The sequence below is a fragment of the Pontibacter qinzhouensis genome, assembly GCF_008017455.1.
Classification (GTDB): domain Bacteria; phylum Bacteroidota; class Bacteroidia; order Cytophagales; family Hymenobacteraceae; genus Pontibacter; species Pontibacter qinzhouensis.
Window position 1 is genome coordinate 1 of the sequence record NZ_VRTY01000109.1, and the last position, 20134, is coordinate 20134.

17 protein-coding genes and 1 tRNA gene are annotated in these 20134 nt (G+C 46.4%); 5 read left to right on the top strand and 13 right to left on the bottom strand.

Features of this window, described 5'->3' with window-relative positions; translation table 11 throughout:
* A partial coding sequence (locus FVR03_RS20555) for a cation-translocating P-type ATPase (protein ID WP_147923657.1) occupies positions 1-1787 on the top strand: 1787 nt, incomplete at its 5' end.
* Positions 1788-2020: 233 nt separating this feature from the next.
* Positions 2021-3325: a tyrosine--tRNA ligase gene (gene tyrS, locus FVR03_RS20560; RefSeq protein ID WP_147923658.1), complete on the top strand. Its 1305-nt coding sequence runs from the start codon at positions 2021-2023 to the stop codon at positions 3323-3325.
* Positions 3326-3404: 79 nt separating this feature from the next.
* On the opposite strand, the gene FVR03_RS20565 is transcribed toward tyrS, so the two are convergent.
* Entirely contained in the window at positions 3405-3593 is a 189-nt protein-coding gene (locus FVR03_RS20565) for a BF3379 family histone-like protein (protein WP_147923659.1), read from the bottom strand.
* Positions 3594-3699: 106 nt separating this feature from the next.
* Complete coding sequence (locus FVR03_RS20570) at positions 3700-4938, bottom strand: aminotransferase class I/II-fold pyridoxal phosphate-dependent enzyme (protein WP_147923660.1); 1239 nt, start codon at positions 4936-4938, stop codon at positions 3700-3702.
* A gap of 217 nt (positions 4939-5155) precedes the next feature.
* Here FVR03_RS20570 and accC point away from each other — a divergent pair, with 217 nt between their 5' ends.
* Complete coding sequence (gene accC / locus FVR03_RS20575; protein WP_147923661.1) at positions 5156-6655, top strand: acetyl-CoA carboxylase biotin carboxylase subunit; 1500 nt, start codon at positions 5156-5158, stop codon at positions 6653-6655.
* 671 nt (positions 6656-7326) lie between these two features.
* Here the strand turns inward: accC and bshB1 are convergent.
* The 8 genes from bshB1 to FVR03_RS20615 all read right to left on the bottom strand — a co-directional run bounded on the left by bshB1 (position 7327) and on the right by FVR03_RS20615 (position 16903).
* The gene (gene bshB1 / locus FVR03_RS20580) at positions 7327-8055 is read right to left on the bottom strand and encodes a bacillithiol biosynthesis deacetylase BshB1 (RefSeq protein WP_147923662.1); all 729 of its coding nucleotides are present in this window, start codon (positions 8053-8055) and stop codon (positions 7327-7329) included.
* Positions 8055-9017 (bottom strand): M23 family metallopeptidase, encoded by a 963-nt coding sequence (locus FVR03_RS20585; protein ID WP_255474328.1) that lies wholly within the window; start codon positions 9015-9017, stop codon positions 8055-8057. The genes bshB1 and FVR03_RS20585 overlap by 1 nt, the downstream gene beginning before the upstream one ends.
* A 696-nt stretch (positions 9018-9713) precedes the next feature.
* Positions 9714-10652: a thioredoxin-disulfide reductase gene (trxB, locus tag FVR03_RS20590; protein ID WP_147923664.1), complete on the bottom strand. Its 939-nt coding sequence runs from the start codon at positions 10650-10652 to the stop codon at positions 9714-9716.
* A gap of 156 nt (positions 10653-10808) precedes the next feature.
* Positions 10809-11672 carry a sigma-70 family RNA polymerase sigma factor gene (locus FVR03_RS20595; RefSeq protein ID WP_007656436.1) on the bottom strand — a complete coding sequence of 288 codons (864 nt, stop codon included), beginning with the start codon at positions 11670-11672 and terminating at the stop codon, positions 10809-10811.
* A gap of 192 nt (positions 11673-11864) precedes the next feature.
* Entirely contained in the window at positions 11865-14003 is a 2139-nt protein-coding gene (gene pnp / locus FVR03_RS20600; RefSeq protein ID WP_147923665.1) for a polyribonucleotide nucleotidyltransferase, read from the bottom strand.
* 223 nt (positions 14004-14226) lie between these two features.
* Complete coding sequence (rpsO, locus tag FVR03_RS20605; protein WP_147923666.1) at positions 14227-14502, bottom strand: 30S ribosomal protein S15; 276 nt, start codon at positions 14500-14502, stop codon at positions 14227-14229.
* Positions 14503-14977: 475 nt separating this feature from the next.
* Positions 14978-16396: an LptF/LptG family permease gene (locus FVR03_RS20610; protein WP_147923667.1), complete on the bottom strand. Its 1419-nt coding sequence runs from the start codon at positions 16394-16396 to the stop codon at positions 14978-14980.
* 102 nt (positions 16397-16498) lie between these two features.
* The gene (locus FVR03_RS20615) at positions 16499-16903 is read right to left on the bottom strand and encodes an START-like domain-containing protein (protein WP_147923668.1); all 405 of its coding nucleotides are present in this window, start codon (positions 16901-16903) and stop codon (positions 16499-16501) included.
* 137 nt (positions 16904-17040) lie between these two features.
* On the opposite strand from FVR03_RS20615, the gene FVR03_RS20620 reads away from it, so the two are divergent.
* Together FVR03_RS20620 and FVR03_RS20625 are read left to right on the top strand one after the other, a co-directional pair.
* Positions 17041-17114, top strand: a tRNA-Met gene (locus tag FVR03_RS20620).
* 379 nt (positions 17115-17493) lie between these two features.
* Positions 17494-17802 carry a hypothetical protein gene (locus FVR03_RS20625; protein WP_147923669.1) on the top strand — a complete coding sequence of 103 codons (309 nt, stop codon included), beginning with the start codon at positions 17494-17496 and terminating at the stop codon, positions 17800-17802.
* A gap of 202 nt (positions 17803-18004) precedes the next feature.
* Here FVR03_RS20625 and FVR03_RS20630 read toward each other — a convergent pair whose 3' ends face one another.
* The 3 genes from FVR03_RS20630 to FVR03_RS20640 all read right to left on the bottom strand — a co-directional run.
* Positions 18005-18748 (bottom strand): glycosyltransferase family 2 protein, encoded by a 744-nt coding sequence (locus FVR03_RS20630; RefSeq protein ID WP_147923670.1) that lies wholly within the window; start codon positions 18746-18748, stop codon positions 18005-18007.
* 48 nt (positions 18749-18796) lie between these two features.
* The gene (locus FVR03_RS20635; protein ID WP_147923671.1) at positions 18797-19363 is read right to left on the bottom strand and encodes a WcaF family extracellular polysaccharide biosynthesis acetyltransferase; all 567 of its coding nucleotides are present in this window, start codon (positions 19361-19363) and stop codon (positions 18797-18799) included.
* A 367-nt stretch (positions 19364-19730) separates the two neighbouring features.
* Positions 19731-20134 (bottom strand): transposase (locus FVR03_RS20640; protein ID WP_147923672.1); only part of this gene is annotated, 404 nt, incomplete at its 5' end.

Sequence of the window (20134 nt, forward strand, 5' to 3'; positions counted from 1 at the left end):
AACGCAAAGCCATTATCCGGAAGCTGGTGGCCGTAGAGACGCTGGGTAGCACCACCGTTATCTGCTCCGACAAAACCGGCACCCTTACCGAAAACCAGATGACTGTAAGAAAGATAGTGGCCGGCGGTAAAACCTATGAAGTAAGTGGTCAGGGCTATGAGCCAGAGGGAAACATCCTGCAGCAGGATAATTCAGTGAATGTGGAGGAGCACCCGGCGCTTCGTGAGCTTTTGCTAAGCGGCATGCTCTGCAACGACTCAGCCATAAAAGAGAAAGATGGGCAACTGGCAGTAGAAGGCGACCCAACAGAAGGTGCTTTACTTGTTACTGCCCAAAAGGCAGGATTTAACCGGCAGGACCTGGAAAAACAGTTTACACGCCTCGACACAATTCCTTTTGAATCTGATTACAAATACATGGCTACGCTGCACAGGCAGGAGCAACAGCAAAAAGTTTACATGAAAGGCTCCCTGGAGGCCATTGCCGCCAGATGCAGTACCCAGTTAAATGCGCAGGGCCAGCAGGAAGCCTTCTCCAAAGATGAAATTCACCGTATTTCTGATGAGATGGCAGCGAATGGCCTGCGGGTGCTGGCCTTTGCCACCACCTCATCAGAAAAAACAGACATTGCGCACGAGGATGTAGAAAGTGGCCTTACCTTTCTGGGATTTCAGGGCATGATAGACCCGCCGCGCGAAGCTGTAAAACAGGCAGTAGCCATGTGCCAAAAAGCAGGCATCACCGTCAAAATGATTACCGGCGACCATGCCTTAACAGCCTCTACCATTGCCGCTCAAATCGGACTGAAAGGTCGAGAAGAAAACGGAAGGTTAGTAGCTATGACAGGCCGCGAACTCTCTAAAGTGACGGATGCTGACATAGCCGATGTAGCCGAAAGTACAGCTGTTTTCGCCCGGGTTTCGCCCGACCAGAAGCTGCGGCTGGTAAAAGCGCTGCAGTCCAGAAACCATATTGTAGCCATGACCGGTGATGGCGTAAACGATGCCCCCGCACTGAAGCAGGCCGATATTGGCATAGCCATGGGCATAACCGGAACCGACGTAGCCAAAGATGCCTCTGACATGGTGCTGACAAACGACAACTTTACTTCTATAGAGAGTGCCGTAGAAGAAGGCCGCAACGTGTTCGACAACCTGACAAAATTCATTGTCTGGACCATTCCGACCAACCTGAGCGAAGGGCTGGTCATTTTAGCGGCCGTAATAGCAGGCACCGTATTAGCAGCCACTCCGGTTCAGATACTCTGGATAAACATGACTACGGCGGTGCTGCTGGGGCTTACGCTGGCATTTGAGCCGCAGGAAAAAGGTGTTATGGAACGCCCGCCACGCCAACACAACCAGCCCATCCTGACCAAAAGCCTGATCGTGCGTACCTTGCTCGTGGGCACCCTCTTACTGATTGCCACCTTCGGTTTGTTTCACTATGAACTAGACTACCAAGGAGCCTCCCTGGAAGAGGCAAGAGCTGCTGCCTGTACAGTATTTATCGTGCTGCAGTCGTTTTACCTGCTCAACTGTCGCTCGCTCCGCAACCCGTTTTTTCCTTCAGGTTTTTTCTCTAATCCTATGATTTTTTATGGCATCGGCCTTATGCTGGCGCTTCAGCTGGCTTTTGTATATGCTCCGTTCATGAACAAACTATTTGGCACCGCTCCTATTTCAGCCATGAGTTGGGTACGCATAGTGGCAGCAGGCATCGTGATGTATTTTATTGTTGAACTGGAGAAATGGATAAGGAGAAGAAGCACCAGTATGGAAGATTAAGGCAAATTGCCTGCACACACCTTATTTACTCCACTTCTACAAATCTTTTCTTGATCAACCTTCAGACGATTTAGCAATCAGCAACTAACAATCAGCATTTATTCTAATGAAAATAGGCTTCCAAAGGGTTTAAGGCCGAAAAATGGTCAAGGGTTAACTAAGGTCAGGATTTTAAAGCCCAAACTCACAACTCTTTTTTATCTTTGCTCCCGAATAAAGAAGATACAGGCTACATGAATCTGATTGAAGAACTAAGATGGAGAGGCATGCTCCACGATTTCATGCCGGGCACAGAAGAACAACTCGCCTCGGGCATGACAACGGGTTATATAGGTTTTGACCCCACGGCACAGTCGTTGCACATTGGCAACCTGGCCACTATTATGCTGTTGGTGCAGCTTCAGCGGGCAGGTCACAAGCCAGTGGCACTGGTAGGTGGTGCCACCGGTATGATCGGAGACCCTTCCGGCAAATCGGCTGAGCGTAACCTTCTCTCAGAAGAAGCCCTGGCCGCTAACCAGGAAGGCATCAGAAAACAACTCGAGAAGTTCCTGGACTTCAACAGCGGTGCTAACTCTGCCGAAATAGTAAACAACTACGATTGGTTTAAGGAGTTCAGCTTTCTGGGTTTTCTGCGAGAGGTGGGCAAGCACCTGACCGTAAATTATATGATGGCGAAAGACTCAGTAAAAAAACGAATCTCCGCCGATGAAGAGGGAGACCGTACCGAAGGCCTCTCGTTTACAGAATTCTCTTACCAGCTCATTCAGGGCTACGACTTTTACCATTTGTATAAGCACAAAAACGTGCGGCTGCAGATGGGTGCCTCCGACCAGTGGGGAAACATTACGTCTGGCACGGAACTGATCAGAAGAATAGATGGCGGCAAAGCCTATGCGCTGGTAGGTAAACTGGTTACCAAAGCAGACGGTACCAAGTTCGGAAAATCGGAAGGAGGCAACGTGTGGCTCGACCCTAACCTGACCTCTCCTTACAAGTTCTACCAGTTCTGGCTTAACCTCTCCGATGAGGAGGCTGAGAAGTTGATAAAGGTTTACACATTGCTTTCGGAGGCAGAGATTACGGCCATCACGGCAGAACATAAACAAGCACCACACCTGCGTGTATTGCAAAAAGCCTTAGCTAAGGATGTTACTATTCGGGTGCATTCAGAAGATGAGTACCAGGCCGCTGTAGATGCCTCTGAAATATTATTTGGAAAAGGTGATTTACAGACGCTCCAAGGGCTTCGGGAAGATGTTTTGCTATCGGTGTTCGAAGGTGTGCCACAGGTGCAGGTAGCCCGTGCAGATTACGAGCAGGTGGCTAGCGTGAGCGATTTGCTCTCTGAAGCCACAGGAAGCCAGATTTTCGCGTCGAAGGGTGAAGCCAAAAAGATGATTAAGAACGGCGGCGTTAGCGTGAACCGGCAAAAAGTACTTGGTCCGGATGATGCCGTAGCCTTTGACCTGTTGCAGCACAAATACCTGGTGGTGCAGAAAGGCAAGAAAAACTACTACTTAATTGCAGTTATATAACTCATTATCAATATTTTACAAACAAAAAAGGTGGCTTTAAATGGCCACCTTTTTTGTTTGTATTAACAATATCTGCTGCTTATTTAGCTTCAGATGAGTTTTTCATATCCTGCACTTCTTTACGAATGTCCTGTGCCAGGTTTTTCAGATCCTGCATGCCTTTACGTACACGAGTACCTGCAGCCGCGTTGTTCTTGTCGTAAAACTTCTCGAAGTCCGATTCCAGAGACATTACCAAGTCTTTCAGTTTGCTGAAGTTGTTATTCATGTGAGCTATTAGTTTGAGTTAAACATTTTGTTTTATCGCTCCAATATACTAATTAAATGATAACAAGCAAAAATTACGAATTTTTAATATATGCGATTTTAGCTGCCTAGGCGGTAACTGTAGACTTGGAGTAAAGACCCTTGTCCAATTTAGATGCAATTTTCTCGAAGGCAGCAATCGTCTCTTTTACGTCCTCCAGGGTATGGCTGGCGGTCGGAATCAGGCGTAGCATGATCACATCTTTCGGCACGACCGGGTACACCACGATCGAGCAGAAAATGCTGTAGTTCTCACGCAGGTCGAGCGTCAGTTGGGTTGCATCTGGTATCTGGCCGTTCAGGAAAACAGGCGTAACCGGAGACTCCGTTGTTCCGATGTTAAAGCCTTTTTCGCGCAGGCCTGACTGCAGCGCGTTCACCACTTCCCAAAGCTTTGCTTTCAGTTCCGGCTGTGTACGCAATAGTTCCAGGCGCTTAAGGGCACCTACTACCAGCGGCATTGGCAGCGACTTGGCAAATATCTGGGAACGCATGTTGTAGCGCAGGTACTCTACCACTTGCTCGTTAGAGGCCACAAAGGCTCCGATACTGGCCATAGACTTGGCAAACGTAGAGAAGTAAATATCAACGCCATCCTGTACGCCCAGTTCCTCACCGGCACCAGCTCCGGTGGCACCCATGGTACCAAAGCCGTGCGCATCATCAATAAACAACCTGAAATTGAACTGCTCCTTCATGGCAACAATCTCTTTCAGTTTGCCCAGGTTACCGGACATCCCGAAGACACCTTCTGTGATAACCAGAATAGCACCACCTGTATTCTCCGTCCAGCGTGTGGCACGCTCCAGCTGTTTTTTCAGGTTGTCCATGTCGTTGTGCGTGTACACAAAACGCTTGCCTTGATGCAAACGCACGCCATCTATAATACAGGCATGAGACTCGGCATCGTAAACAATTACATCGTGGCGGTCTACCAGCGCATCAATAATAGACACAACACCCTGGTAACCGAAGTTGAGCAACATAGCGTCTGGTTTTTTCACAAAGTCAGCAAGTTCTGCTTCCAGCTTCTCGTGCAGGTTCGTGTTACCAGACATAATACGGGCACCCATCGGTGTCGCCATTCCCCATTCAGCAGCCGCCTCAGCATCTGCCTTCCGCACTTCCGGATGGTTTGCCAGCCCCAGGTAATTGTTAAGGCTCCAGGTCAACACATCTTTCCCCCTGAACTTCATGCGTGGGGCAATTTCTCCCTCCAGTTTCGGAAATGTGAAATAGCCATGCGCATAATGTGAGTGGCTGCCTAACGGACCTCTGTTGGTCAACAACTTTTCAAATAAATCCACCTTGTGTAATGATTTAGTTATCCAGATATTTTCAGAAATAAAATTTGCCTTCTATAGCCATGTTCTCTTTTTGCTATAAAATCCAGCGGTGCAAATTTATGGTTTTAAACGATGATTTACAATTTAATCAAAATATCATATATAGCATTTTAAAAAGTAGTTTTTTAGTTTAAGAACAAAACCTTTTATTTGGAATAGAATTAACCTTTGTTTCTGCATGAAAAAGATTAAAAAACTGCTTGTAGCGAATCGTGGTGAAATTGCGTTGCGTGTAATGCGATCAGCTAAAGAAATGGGTATCAGTACGGTAGCAATTTTTAGCGAAGCCGACCGAAACGCGCTGCATGTGCGCTTTGCTGATGAGGCAGTATGTGTGGGCGGTCCTAAATCGAGCGAATCTTATCTGCGGGGCGATGTTATACTGGACGTTTGCAGACAGTTGCAGGTAGATGCCATTCACCCGGGCTACGGGTTTTTATCGGAAAACGCGGGGTTTGCGCGGCAGGTGCAGGAAGCAGGCATTATTTTTATCGGCCCCTCACCAGAAGCCATTGAACTGATGGGCAGCAAACTGGCAGCAAAGGCAGCCGTGGCCAGGTATAACATACCGATGGTGCCGGGCACCGAAGAAGCCATTACCGATGTAGAGGCTGCCAAAGAAATTGCGACACAGGTTGGTTTCCCGATCCTGATTAAAGCCAGTGCAGGCGGGGGCGGCAAAGGCATGCGGGTAGTAGAGCGTGTGGAGGATTTTGAAGAGCAAATGCAACTAGCGGTTAGTGAGGCTACCTCTGCCTTTGGAGATGGCGCTGTGTTTATTGAGAAATACATCGGTTCGCCGCGCCACATCGAGATACAGGTTCTCGGCGATACGCATGGTAATATTGTGCACCTGTTTGAGCGGGAATGCTCCATTCAGCGCCGCCACCAGAAGGTAGTAGAAGAGGCTCCATCTGCAGTGCTCACGCCAACCCTGCGCGATGAAATGGGCCGCTGTGCCGTAAACGTAGCCAAAGCCTGCAACTATGTGGGAGCCGGCACAGTGGAGTTTCTGCTGGATGAAAACATGCAGTTTTATTTCCTGGAAATGAATACCCGCCTGCAGGTAGAACACCCGGTAACGGAGCAGATAACCGGCCTCGACCTGGTAAAAGAACAGATTCAGATAGCAGAGGGCAACGCTTTAAATTTCAGCCAGGAACAACTCAAAATAAACGGGCACGCACTGGAGCTGCGTGTGTATGCCGAAGACCCTGCAAACAACTTTTTGCCTGACATAGGAAAGCTGCAGACCTATAAAAGACCGCAAGGCCTGGGCGTGCGTGTAGACGATGGTTTTGAGCAAGGCATGGAAATTCCTATCTACTACGACCCGATGATCGCGAAGCTGGTTACCTTCGGAAAGGATCGCCAGGAGGCCATAGCCAAAATGCTGCGAGCCATCGATGAATATGAAATTACAGGCATAGCCACTACCCTGCCGTTTGGTAAGTTTGTACTGGAGCACGAGGCTTTTATTTCCGGCAATTTCGATACCAAATTTATTGAGCGCTATTTTACACCGGAGTCGTTACAGGTTGTCTCTGACACAGACACAGATGAAATTGCAGCTGTGCTGGCAGCCTTGCTCCTGACGCAGGCACGGCCACCAGCTGTAACTCTAGAAACTGCCACCACCTCTATTGCCTCTAACTGGCGGAAGAACAGGTTGAAGTGATTGTAGTTGATTGTAGCCAGAGGCATTTTATTCTAACTCAAGTTGTGCAGTTAGTATAAATTATTCATTTAGGCCGTTACAATCTCTCTTTTGTCATCCCACAGGGATCTTGTGGGCGGGATCCAAAAACATGGCTACAGGCGTTTTAGTCTTAAATTAGCATAGCTGCTACTACAGTCTTTACAGCAGCAGGTTACTATTTCATTGCCTTCTTCTGCAGTAAAGCATCATTAGTTGCTATATCATAGACTACAATGCCAGTAGCCTCTGCTAATGGATCTTACTCACAAGACCTTTACAAGATGATAGAATACTATATTGGAGATGTCTGTGGATCGTGCCAAACACGGCAGGTTATAACATGCAGCTCATTTTGTGCATCATCAGTAATAACAAAGGCATTACCTATTTGCAGTGCCTCGTGGTTTTAAATAGAGCGAGTTTGCAACTTGCTTGGACCACTCATTCAATTTGAAAATCAGGATTTCCTGCAGGCATAAGTGCCTTAGATTCAAGAGAATGTTGTTTCTTCCATAAATCAGGATGTATACACATTGCCTTTGTGCCTGCTTCCGCGAGTTGAAAACTTGCCATCATGAAAAACCACGAGCTGAAAGCTCGCGGCAGCAGTACTTTTTATCTAAATATATTTACCCTAAAATATTATTCACTCAAATCAAATCAAATAGATTTCTGACCCCAATATGGCGTTCTTTCGTGAAGCCTTCGCCGTATGTTACGCCAATCGAGTGACCTAACTCCAGAGCGCGTGCCTCCACAAACTTCAGAAACTCAGGCGATGATATGTAAGTGTTAGGTGACGCATCGTCTGGGTTATAGAATTGAGAACGGAAAGCCCGGATTGACTCCATTTTCTGCTCCCAGTAAGGCGTTACATCCACTACGATGTCGGGCACAATCAGGCGGTCCTGGATAAAATGATAGGCTACTTTCGGGCGCCATGCTGGTTGTGGCTCTCCATCATCTCCAAAGGTACTGATCATTTTCAGGCCAGCCATAAAGCAAGCATCCGACACGAGCGCAGACCCTTTTCCATGGTCAGGGTGCCGGTCGTGGATCGCATTCATGAGTACGATCTCAGGCTGGTATTTCCGTACAGCCTGCACCACCCGCAGCTGGTGCTCCTTATCGTTCCGGAAAAAGGCATCAGCAAGCCCTAAGTTTTCCCGGGCAGAAACTCCCAGAATTCTGGCGGCTTCCTCTGCTTCGGCGGCTCTAACCTCAGGTGTTCCGCGGGTACCAAGTTCACCTCGCGTCAGGTCTACAATGCCAACTTTTTTGCCGGCAGCTATATGGGCAATAATGGTTCCGGCACAGCCTAGTTCAATGTCGTCCGGATGGGAGGCAAAAGCCAGTATGTCTACTTTATATTTATTCATTATCTGATTCTCAACTTTCTTCCGACTTTAAGGGTAGTGCGCGTAGAAATTCCATTTAAGCGCGTTACCTGGCTTACACCTACACCGTAACGTTTAGCAATGCCTGATAAGGTATCGCCGCTCCTGACGGTGTGGTAAGTAGACTTTCTGGCGCCTGTAGCCGAAGAAGATTTGGACCTGTTATAGTAGTTAAATAAGGCAGAGGTAATTTGAAAATTCTGGTCTTTGATGAGGTAAGCCGGAAATTCGTACATTAATTCCGGATCGATCGGGTTGCCCTGATAACGCACCTCATAGTGCAGGTGTGGACCGGTACTTCGGCCGGTGCTGCCGCCAAGCCCCAGCAGTTCGCCAGCCTTTACAAAGGTACCTGTTTCTGCTATAGCCTTACTCATGTGTCCATAGAGAGTCTCCAGCCCGTTATAATGCCGTACTACAATATAGTTACCATAGCCTCCGCCATCCCACTTGTTTATGCGCACAACACCATCAAAAGCAGCAAAAATAGAGTCGCCGGTGTTCAGGTCAATGTCGGTACCATAATGCCAGCGCGAGCCTCTGTGGCCGAAATGGCTGGTAACAGGCGTTTTTTCGAGGGGCATTCTGTAATCGCGTTTGGTCCGCGGGTCGTAAAGAGTAATGTCTACGGTGTCTTTCAGTTGCCGCCCATCCATTCGGTACGGGTTAATGTTGCGGGTGTCCCAGATAGCGTAGTAACTGGCAATCTTGATCCAGGACGAGTCGATGAGCATCTCTTCAGAGACTTCTACAATGTGCTGCTCGCCCAGATCCAGCTCCGTAGTATCTTCGCTAACAATAGAAAGCTCTTTTTTAGGGTTGAAGCGGATTGACTTCCCTGCATCTGAGCTTTCGTCCGGAAACTCCTCGTATTCGATCAGGATGGTCGTATCCGGCCTTACATATTGTATCTTAGGCGATTTCACTTTAAAAAGATCTTTCACCTTATTGTTCTGGGCAGATGCTCCGCCGGCAGTACAAAGCAGGAAAAATACAATATATAAAGTTGATTTAAATTTTAACATTGTAATTAGATTTGGCAGTAAAGCAACTCTTCGGAAAGGGTTACCTGCTATTTTAAACTGCTGTAAGGTCTTTTTATTGTTTCTGGCTGATGACTAAATATAAGCTTGTTTAAAGGTACTTCACTTAAAAAGAAACTGAGAGCTTGCTAAATATTATTATATACCTTCCGCTATTGAAGCCTTAACCTAAAAGAGGCTGAATTCTTTTGGAAGGCCATTTTCATTTGAATAATTTGATTGCTGTATGTTAAACGGTTAATAAGAGAATAAAAAATCAACTTATAACAGGTGTACTATAAATTGCACAAATGCAACATCTTCAGCACTTGTCGGGTATTATCACCGACAAGTAGTACTGCTTCAGGCGCCCATGCTATTGAATTCATTTTTCATAATTCTCTTTAGAACGCGCAACAAGGACATGCTGAATTAGTGCTGCGGAGAAATTTTATAGTTGCCACTTTGTCGTCCCCCCCCTTAACTCTTAACTTAAAAAAAATCTTCTGAAGGCCGATTTCATTAGAATAATTCGTCAGGCTCAACTTGCAACTAACACTGAAAAAGGCAATCCGGAAACAGCACATTTCCGGATTACATATTCAGGTAGTACAGGTTTTAGTGTATGTTGCTGGCAGCCAGGTACCGTTCCGCATCCAGAGCGGCCATACAGCCAGAGCCCGCAGCTGTTACGGCCTGGCGGTAGGTGAAGTCCTGCACGTCGCCACAGGCAAACACGCCGTCTATATTTGTTTTAGATGTTCCGGGAATCGTCCGGATATAACCATTCTCATCCAGGTTCAGGTAATCTTTAAAAATATCGGAGTTTGGCTGGTGCCCGATGGCCACGAAAAACCCGGTTACAGGAATCTCCTGCAGCTCGTCTGTCAGCACGTTTCTTAAACGAACACCCTCTACAGCATGCTGGCCCAGAATTTCGTCGGTTACGGAATTCCAGATAATCTCGATATTCGGGGTGTTCTTTACGCGCTCCTGCATAATCGTAGAAGCACGCATTTCGTCGCGACGGATGATCATGTAAACCTTGTTACAGAGGTTAGATAGGTAAGTGGCTTCTTCAGCAGCTGTATCGCCGGCTCCAACAATGGCTACGTCCTGCTTGCGGTAAAAGAAACCATCGCAAACCGCACAAGCCGACACGCCACTACCGTTTAGCCTTGCCTCAGACTCCAGGCCCAGCCATTTGGCAGAAGCACCGGTAGAAATGATGACAGTATGTGCCTCTATAACCGTCTGGTCATCAATGGTAACTTTATGTGGCTGTGAGGAGAAATCTACAGCTGTGGCAATGCCATAGCGTACATCGGTGCCAAAACGCTCGGCCTGACGTTTAAAATCCTCCATCATCTGCGGGCCGTTAATGCCATCCGGGTAACCTGGGTAATTCTCCACGTCATTGGTAATGGTAAGCTGGCCACCGGGCTGAATCCCCTGGTATAGCACCGGGTTCAGTCCGGCTCTGGAGGCATAAATAGCAGCTGTGTACCCGGCAGGGCCGGAACCTATAATTAAGCACTTTACTTTTTCAATTTCCATTGTGATAGGGTGCAATTTGCAATTTGGGTGCAAGTATACGAAATTTATCCGCCTTCGCCTGCATTCGGTTCTCAAAAAGCAGCAGCTAAAAACGGGCGGCAGTAAAACACGAAAGCCCTGGTGTTAGCCAGGGCTTTGATGTGGGTAGGTTAACTACTAGCCTAAATATGGCTTTAAAGCTTTGCTTCTGGAAGTGTGGCGTAATCGGCGAATAGCTTTCTCTTTTATCTGCCTTACACGCTCACGCGTCAGGTTAAACTTCTCTCCTATCTCTTCCAAGGTAAGGGAGTGTTCCCCGTTCAGGCCGAAGTAAAGGGTAATAACATCGGCTTCGCGCTTGGTAAGTGTAGAGAGGGCTCGCTGTACTTCCTTGCGGAGCGAGTCATTCATCAGGCCAGTGTCAGGCGATTCTTCATCTTCATTCTCCAGCACGTCGAGCAGCCTGTTTTCCTCGCCTTGTACAAAGGGAGCATCTACCGACACGTGGCGACCAGAAATCTTCAGTGTGTCAACAACCTCAGCTGTAGTGAGTTCAAGCACTTCTGCAATCTCTTCAGGAGATGGCTCACGCTCAAATTTCTGCTCCAGTTCTGAGAACGACTTTGAAATTTTGTTAAGAGATCCTACACGGTTCAGGGGCAGGCGCACAATACGCGATTGCTCTGCCAATGCCTGTAAAATTGACTGACGAATCCACCAAACAGCATAGGAAATGAATTTAAATCCACGCGTTTCGTCAAAGCGCTTAGCGGCTTTAATCAGACCAAGGTTCCCTTCGTTAATCAGGTCGCCTAACGAGAGGCCCTGGTTCTGGTACTGCTTGGCTACTGACACCACGAAGCGTAAGTTAGCTTTCGTCAGTTTCTCAAGTGCAAACTGATCTCCCTCCTTAATCCTCTGTGCTAACGACACCTCTTCATCTGGAGTAAGCAAATCGACTTTGCCAATCTCTTGTAAATACTTGTCAAGCGACTGGCTTTCGCGGTTCGTAATCTGTTTGCTTATCTTGAGTTGTCTCATCAGATTTGTATATTAAAAAAATGTTTTGTTAATGTATAATTCGGGCTTGCAGTGGTAACAACAGAAAATCGCGCAAAGTTCTTATATATTCATATAAAATCAAAGGCCCGAACAGGTGTTAGCCTCCTGAAAAAGCACGATGCCACGCCTGCTAAAGCGCAAGATGGCATCATGTGTTTATAAGAAAGCGAATTAGCCTTGTTGCGGAGCTTCTGGCTTAGGCAAAGCAGCTTTACGCGAAAGCTTGAATTTACCTGTCTTTTTATCTACGTCAATCAGCTTCACTTTCACTTCTTCTCCGATTTCAAGCACACCATCCATTGTTTCGAGGCGCTCATGCTTAATTTCAGAAATGTGCAGCAAACCGTCTTTACCTGGCATGAACTCTACAAAAGCACCGTAAGGCTGAATAGACTTCACTTTGCCAATGTACATGTCGCCTATTTCGGGCTGCGCCACAATGCCTTTGATCTTAGAGATGGCATCGTCCATAGCGGTCTGGTTGCTGGCGAATATGTTCACATGGCCTTTCTCATTTTTCTCTTCGATAATGATCGTAGCACCTGTGTCTTTCTGGATCTGCTGAATTACCTTACCGCCTGGCCCGATCACAGCGCCAATAAACTCTTTATCGATCACGATATTGAACGAACGTGGAGTATGTGGTTTGTAATCCGGGTTAGGAGCAGCAATCGTTTTGTTCATCTCATTCAGGATGTGCTCACGACCTTCTCTGGCCTGGGCAAGCGCCTGGGTCAGTACATCGTGCGACAAACCGTTCACTTTGATGTCCATCTGGCAGGCAGTGATACCGTTTTTAGTACCAGTTACCTTAAAGTCCATGTCACCGAGGTGGTCTTCATCACCTAAGATATCGGAAAGCACAGCGAATTTGCCTGTTTTCTCATCCGTAATAAGACCCATGGCGATTCCGGAAACAGCGTTCTTGATTGGCACACCGGCATCCATCAGGGCAAGGCTACCGGCACATACCGTTGCCATAGATGACGAACCGTTAGACTCCAGGATATCGGAAACGATACGGATCGTGTAAGGGTTGTCTCCTTCTGCAGGAAGTACTTTCTTGAGTGCTCTGAGGGCCAGGTTACCATGACCGATCTCACGACGGCCAGGACCTCTGTTTGGCTTCACCTCACCGGTAGAGAATGCCGGGAAGTTGTAGTGCAGCAGGAACTTGTTGTAACCGGAAGTCATAGCGCTGTCGATCATTTGCTCGTCCAGCTTCGTTCCTAAGGTTACGGTGGTTAACGACTGCGTTTCGCCACGGGTAAACACAGCAGAACCGTGTGTAGCCGGCAGATAGTTAATTTCTGACCAGATCGGACGGATTTGATTTAACTGACGACCATCCAGGCGGGTACGGTCATTCAGGATCATGTTCCGAACAGCCTCTTTCTCTACATCGTGGTAGTAGGTTTTAATCAGACCTAAGTCAAACTCATGGTCAGCACCCAGCGACTCAACAAACTCCGCAAGCACGGCAGCGAAACCCTCTTTACGCTCTGCTTTGTTGGCGTTACCTCTTTTAGCTACCAGGTAAGCTTTAGAGTAAGTGGCTTCGTATACTTTCTGACGAAGATCTTCGTCGTGCGTCTCGTGTGAGTACGCGCGTTTCTGCAGTTTGCCAACCAGTTCCGAAAGCTCCAGCTGCGCCTGGCACTGTACTTTAATGGCTTCATGGGCAAAGCTGATAGCCTGCAGCATTTCTTCTTCAGAAACCTCGTTCATCTCCCCTTCTACCATCGATACGCTCTCCATAGAGGCACCCACAATCATGTCGATATCGGCACGAAGCAGATCGGTGGCAAGCGGGTTGATTACGAATTGTCCGTCGATGCGGGCTACTCGTACTTCAGAAATAGGTCCGTTAAAAGGAATATCGGAAACTGCCAGGGCAGCAGAGGCAGCTAAAGCAGCCAGTGCATCAGGCAGTACCTCCTTATCAGCGGAGATCATGTTTATGGTGACTTGTGTTTCAGCATGGTAGTCGCTCGGGAAAAGCGGGCGCAATACGCGGTCTACCAGGCGTGAAATCAGGATTTCGTAGTCAGAGAGTCTGGCTTCTCTTTTCAGGAACCCACCAGGTATTTTACCCGATGAAGCGAATTTTTCCTGATAGTCCACCGACAGTGGCATAAAGTCTACCCCTTCTCGGGCTTCTTTATTAGAAACAACGGCGGCAAGCAGCATGGTGTTACCCATTCTTACTACTACAGATCCGTCGGCTTGTTTGGCTAGTTTACCAGTTTCAATTGTAATTTCCCTACCATCAGGAAGGGCAATGGTTTTCGTAATCGCGTTCTGTGACATCTTCTTGTATCGTTTATAGCATCAAAAAAGACAGGGCTACCCATTGTGGCCGCTGTCGGTACTGGCAAAGGAGGAAGGGAGAAAGGTTAAAGCCTGCACTGCCGGTAACTGGCATTAAGCTGTAGGCGAAGCCGCCAGAAGCCTGGTAAAACTATCGGCAGAAACAGGTGTAAAGAAAAAAAGATTAGGGAATCCTTGTAGGAATTCCCTAATCCAGATAAGCTTATTTTCTGATACCAAGCTCAGCAATAATAGCTCTGTATCGTGCAATATCGTTCTTAATCAGGTAGTTAAGGAGTCTTCTTCTTTTACCTACCAGTTTCAGAAGGCCCAGGCGAGTGCCGAAGTCTTTCTTATGTATTTTAAGGTGCTCGGTCAGGTCAGAGATGCGCGTAGTGAAGAGCGCGATCTGTGCTTCTGCAGAGCCAGTATCAGCCTTTGATTTGCTCAGGCTATACTTTTCAAAAATTTCTTGTTTCGCTTCAGTAGTTAATTTCATGCGTATAAAAAAATATCAAACTGTTTTTCTTGGTTCGGATAGCTATATAAGCCGCAAAGATATAAAAAGTTTATCTGTAATAAAAATAGTTGCCGTATTGAAATGAGGTTATCTGGAGGCAGAAAGTTAAAAAGTTTAGCCTTAGAAAGTTACACGAGCTCCCTTTGTTGGTTTTCTGTCAAAGTCAGGAAGATTACTCCCTGAGAATCCTGAGTTGATAAAGATACGGGCCTGCCTCCATCCTTCCTCTTCAAAGCTGCGAATTGCTACTTTTCTTTATCAACCAGTAAGCAGCCAGCTGTTTTACCCTGAATTATTCGAATGAAATAGCCCTTCCAAAGGATATTTTTGATTTTTATGCCAAGGGTAGGTTCAAGGTGTACCTAAAACCTTTAGGTACTTAAGCTGCCACACCCAAGTAAACTCCTCCCCTTTCAATTTCCTAACTTATCTTTCTCTACCTTTCTAACGTTCATCAAACGTCTAGTTTGTTGCGGCGCAGGCGTGCCATTAGTTTTCGCCAGAAATCTACTTCCAGTAAGCTGGAGTCGTTCTGAGCCTGGTACAGAAAGAATAAGCCAATCGGGAACAGGATGATGTTTGCTCCCCACATACCGGCCTCAACTGGTATTAAGCCCTCTCTTGCCCACTTCTCTCCGAGTATCGACATTACATACATCAGAATAAAAAACACGATCGAGATGATAACCGGCACACCTAGCCCACCTTTTTTTATGATAGCTCCTAGTGGCGCACCAATCAGAAATAGCATAAAAATGGAAGCCGACTGGGTATACTTTCGCCAGATCTCTATTTCATAGTTATTGGCTTCGCGCAGGGTGCCATTTACCCGCTCCAGGTAATTCGTAGTAAAACTTTTAATGTTCCGGGCTTTGTTGGTAGCAACCGAAAGTATTTCCGGATTCTCTTCAGGCAAGGTGCGCTCTATTTTTTTATCGAGCAGTTTAAAGCCGTTTTTGGTGCTGCCGGTGTCGGCTTTAAAGTAGGCGTAAAAAGACTCGATGTTGGGCGGGTACAGGTCCTGCTCCCGTTTTCCGTGCCGGCGCAGCGAGTCGGTCACAACCTGGAGCTGGCCAATATTCTTCATCATTTTATTGTCGGAGAAGTACTCTTCGCGGGTACGCTCCATACTAAAAGAAGAAAGACTGAAAATGATTTTGCTCTCCTCGAAACGCTGCCGCACAAACTGCTCCGTCGAATTCCGGATACCCGGGTCGTCCTGGTCTACATAGGTATTGCCATCAAAGAGCTCCAGCACCAGGTAATTGTCGTTGTACTGGGTATACATTTTGCCTGAGTCGGCCAGAATAACGGTGGTATTGGCGCCACCTTTAGAGTGGTCATAAATCATGATGTCGCGCAGAGACTCCCCGTCTTCGAGCTTCTTGTTTATTTTAATGCTGTAGCCCGGAAGCCCGTTGTAAAAGGCACCTTCCTTAAAGTTCATAGTAGGCTTTTTCTGGCGAATGTCCCATAGCAGGCTATAGGCTTTCAGGTTAGCCTTTGGCACTACTTTGTTGTTGAAGAAAAAGGCGCCTACAGATATCACCACCACCAACAGCAGCACAGGCCGCAGAATGCGTGGCAGGGCAATGCCGGATGTTTTAATTGCTGTTAGTTCGTGGTGCTCGCCTAAAGTTCCGAACGTCATGAGCGACGATAGCAACACCGCCAGCGGCAGTGCCACCGGTGTCATGTTCATGCTAAAGTAGAACAGTAGCTCTGCAAACACCTCCCCTCCCAGGTCTTTGCCCAGCAGTTCGTCGAGGTATTTGAGCATGTACTGCGTGAGCAATATAAACTCAACTACGGCAAATGTCAGGAAAAAAGGGCCGATGAACGACCGAAGTATAAGCTTATCTAGTTTCTTCATGTGAGCCAAGGCGGCATTGAGGCTTGTTTTAGTGCCAGGTGCCAATAGTCGAACACCATGTCTCCAAAAATCGTGCAAAGATAAGCATTTTTGGCAGATGTGTTAACCTCCTACTGTTTCGCGCAGATTTTGCAGCAGGTACTCCCACTGCTCCTCCAGCTCTTTTTTATCCTCTTCCTCCGAGTAGTCCACTACCTTCAGAAACTGCTCCTGCGTTAGTTCGCTCGATTCTATGCTGAAATCAATATAGGCAGGGTCAGACAGGTGCTTTTTATTTTCATCCAGAAAAAGGAACCTTACCGATTTATTAGTGCGGTGCCCGGTCATTTCGGCATAATGGCTTCTGCCATCCCAAATGAAGTTATAGATTTTGTTTTCGTCCACGATCACGTCATCGCAAAACCATTCAGATAAACCGCTGGCCGTGGTTAAGTAAGGATAGAGCAGCTTGGCAGATGCGTTTATCGGATACTCGCAAACAAATTTAGATTTAGTCGTCTTATTCATACATGCCCTTCGATAAGTGTTTGAGTAAGTATAGTATTATTTTCCCACTCTTTAAACATACTGAAAATAAAATATTTTTTTTTGGGAAGAAGTGTTGCGTTTATTTAAAACTTTTCTCTACATTTGCACCACAATTCGGCGGGGTAGCTCAGATGGTTAGAGCGCAGGATTCATAACCCTGAGGTCGGCAGTTCGATTCTGCTCCCCGCTACAAAGGCTCTGGAAACACTTCCAGAGCTTTTTTTTATGCTTCGAACAGGCCACCTGCTCCTGTTCTGCCGCCGCATCAAAACAACCATGCTTTCAGAAACTGAAATTATTGGTGCTCCTTACAAATTTATTTTTAGCATAATTTAAAATCTCCCTTTGTGCCTTTAGTTTTAAATTCTGCTAATGAAATTGCCCTTCCAAAGCTATTTATGCTAAACCGATGTCAAGGGTATGCAAGAGTAAAATCAATTAGATGTAATAGGCTCACTTTACCATCCATGTTAATGTTGTAACATAGCATTGATAGAGGAAAAACCAGTACCCGGAAGCAGGTATTTTTACTTCGTTTCAGAAAAAAACTGACCACATTTATAGTAGAATTGCGTAAATACGGATACATTGATGTTTCTACCAAATATTTACAACCCATGCAGGCGCTTACCACTTTTTATGAAAAACTAACTTCCTGCGATTTGCTCGTGCTTACTCCGGTAACTGAAGATCGTTCATATTGCCGTTTTTACTCGTGTGGAGTTTACCTGGACAGGCTGTTTATAACAGACAAGGAGCTGCTCTCTGATTTAAAAGAGCTGAGTTTAGAAGATGAAGTAATAGACGCTGAGGGGGTCAGGCAACTGATAGAAAAGTATGGCGCCATCTTAAATAAAGCACAAGAAGAAACGCTTTAGCGGCAACGCAATATGGCTTCAGATGAGCGCGATGGAAATCTGGATAAAAAATATTTTTTATAACATGCAACCTCCTGCCACACCCTAACGTAAAAAGGGATGGCTAAAAGTTAAAAATTAATTTAACATATAAGAAGACTCTCTGTAATGGGGAGTCTTCTTTTTTTTATATATCTGCCTGTTTTGGAGTTGTTGTCGGCCTTTAAAAAAATTGAGTTAATTTCCGAAGTGGCTTCAGAAAACGCGTATACACCTTCGGTTTCAGCCCATTTACCACCCAGGCGTTATAATCTTCCTGGTTTGCCCTTATGCGGTTTTTAAGCGTTACATTACTTTTACCGCCTACCCGCATTCTCACGAGTACTTCCGGCAGATACGCAGTGGTAATATGATGCTTGTATAAGAAACGTAGCATCAGTTCGTAATCTGCTGCACTTTTAAATGAGGTGTTGAATACTCCAAATTTCTGGTAGCATTCCCGCTTTACATAAAACGAAGGATGAGGAGGCATCCAGCCGAACAGGAAGTTATTTCTGTTATAGGCACCCGATACCCAGTTCCGTACTGTTTTAGTTGTGTCTTCTTTCTGCACATATAGCAGGTCGCCATACACGCTATCGGTGCTATGGGCCTTAAAAGCCTTTGCAATGCCTGCTACAGTGTCTTTACTTGCCAGTATATCATCGGAATGCAGCAAGCCCACCACCTCGCCTGTGGCCAATCCTATGCCTTTATTGATGGCATCGTACAAGCCTTTGTCCTTTTCAGAAACGAACTTTGCTATTTTATCTTCATAGCTTTTCACAACCTCTACCGTTCCGTCTGTTGACAGGCCATCCACCACAATATATTCAATATCCGTGTAACTCTGCCTGAGCACAGATTCGATGGCATCTGCTATGGTTTCTTTGTTGTTGTAAACTATGGTAATGATAGAAATTTTCACCTGTAAATCTTTATTAAGCTGAACTAAGACAATGGATCGTGTATGAATTTATTCCATATTCCGGATACGTTTTGGCTTGGCCGGGTTTCCCTGGTATATGGTGTAAGGTTCTAAATGATGTGTCGCTACAGAACCGACAGCCAGCACACTGTGGGTGCCGCAGGTAACTCCCGGGCATACCGTAGCCCTGGCACCTACCCACGCCCCCTCCTGCAGCACGATTTTACCTACCTGCAAATCAAAGCTCGATTTTTTGTAATTGTGGCTGCCCGTCAGCAACATACCACCCTGCGAAACGGTCACATGATCTTCCAGCACGACCTGTGTCAGGTTATCGATCCAGACATCCTCGCCGAGCCACACATGGTTTCCGATTTCCAGTAACCAGGGGTATTTTATATTAACACCTGGCTTTACCACCACACCTGTTCCCACTTTTGCTCCAAATAGCCGGAGCAGCCAAACCTTCAGGCCATTAACCGGATTCAGCGGATTCACGAAAAACAAGACATTTACAAAATACCAGATGGTTCGTTTCAGTGCACCCGCTCCGGGGCTGTACCAGTCGTTATTAAAGCTGGAAAGATTTACTTTTTTTTGTTGTCCTTCGGCCACTGCTTTTTGAGAATGGTAGCTAAACTTCGCTAGATTAAAAATTCAAAATTAGAAATGTTGAAAAAGGTGATTTCATAGCCTTTAGATGCATTTTCATCAATTTTTCATTTGCCAATTGCTGAATTTATAGTTACAACTTTAGTTAGAAGAAAATTATTCTAATGAAAAAGCCCTTCCAAAGATTCTGTTCCTGCTACCGCCTTTGTCTGAACCATGATTCAAAAGATTAAAGGACTTACTTTATAAAGTATTTTATATGGGGATTATAAATCCCCATACCTTTAAATTTGGATTGCAAATCCAAATCAGCAATAGTTAGATAATGATCACGTCTTAGAGCATGTTTAAAATTTTAAGTCCCTGTTTTTCAGTCTATACGATTAAGGATTAGCTGACAATTATGCCATAGTATCCACGCTTCAGCGCTTTGGGTGGTCTTTTCATGGTCTTTGTCGAGCCTTCTAAAGAAGTTGAAGAGGCCAAAGGCCCGCTCACTCACCCATCGCCACTTGACTGGCACAAAGTCTTTTGCCTCCGGGGGCCTGGAGCTGATTTCCAGTTCTACCCCGAGCAGGTTCTCCTCCACCCACTCCATGAACACCTTCTCGTAGGCCGCATCGGCCAGGATCTTGCTCATCCGGTCCAGGTACCCCCGCAGCGGGTCCACCACCCGCTCGGCCACAGCGCCGTCTGCCTGGTTAGCCGCATGCACCACCACTCCCCAAACCAAGCCCAGCGTGTCTGTGATCACATGCCGCTTGCGGCCATTTA

Coding starts and splice junctions, on each gene's coding strand:
- trxB (WP_147923664.1), bottom strand. CDS start 10,652: ATGGAAATTGAAAAAGTAAAGTGCTTAATTATAGGTTCCGGCCCTGCC.
- FVR03_RS20610 (WP_147923667.1), bottom strand. CDS start 16,396: ATGAAGAAACTAGATAAGCTTATACTTCGGTCGTTCATCGGCCCTTTT.
- accC (WP_147923661.1), top strand. CDS start 5,156: ATGAAAAAGATTAAAAAACTGCTTGTAGCGAATCGTGGTGAAATTGCG.
- FVR03_RS20615 (WP_147923668.1), bottom strand. CDS start 16,903: ATGAATAAGACGACTAAATCTAAATTTGTTTGCGAGTATCCGATAAAC.
- bshB1 (WP_147923662.1), bottom strand. CDS start 8,055: ATGAATAAATATAAAGTAGACATACTGGCTTTTGCCTCCCATCCGGAC.
- FVR03_RS20565 (WP_147923659.1), bottom strand. CDS start 3,593: ATGAATAACAACTTCAGCAAACTGAAAGACTTGGTAATGTCTCTGGAA.
- pnp (WP_147923665.1), bottom strand. CDS start 14,003: ATGTCACAGAACGCGATTACGAAAACCATTGCCCTTCCTGATGGTAGG.
- rpsO (WP_147923666.1), bottom strand. CDS start 14,502: ATGAAATTAACTACTGAAGCGAAACAAGAAATTTTTGAAAAGTATAGC.
- tyrS (WP_147923658.1), top strand. CDS start 2,021: ATGAATCTGATTGAAGAACTAAGATGGAGAGGCATGCTCCACGATTTC.
- FVR03_RS20595 (WP_007656436.1), bottom strand. CDS start 11,672: ATGAGACAACTCAAGATAAGCAAACAGATTACGAACCGCGAAAGCCAG.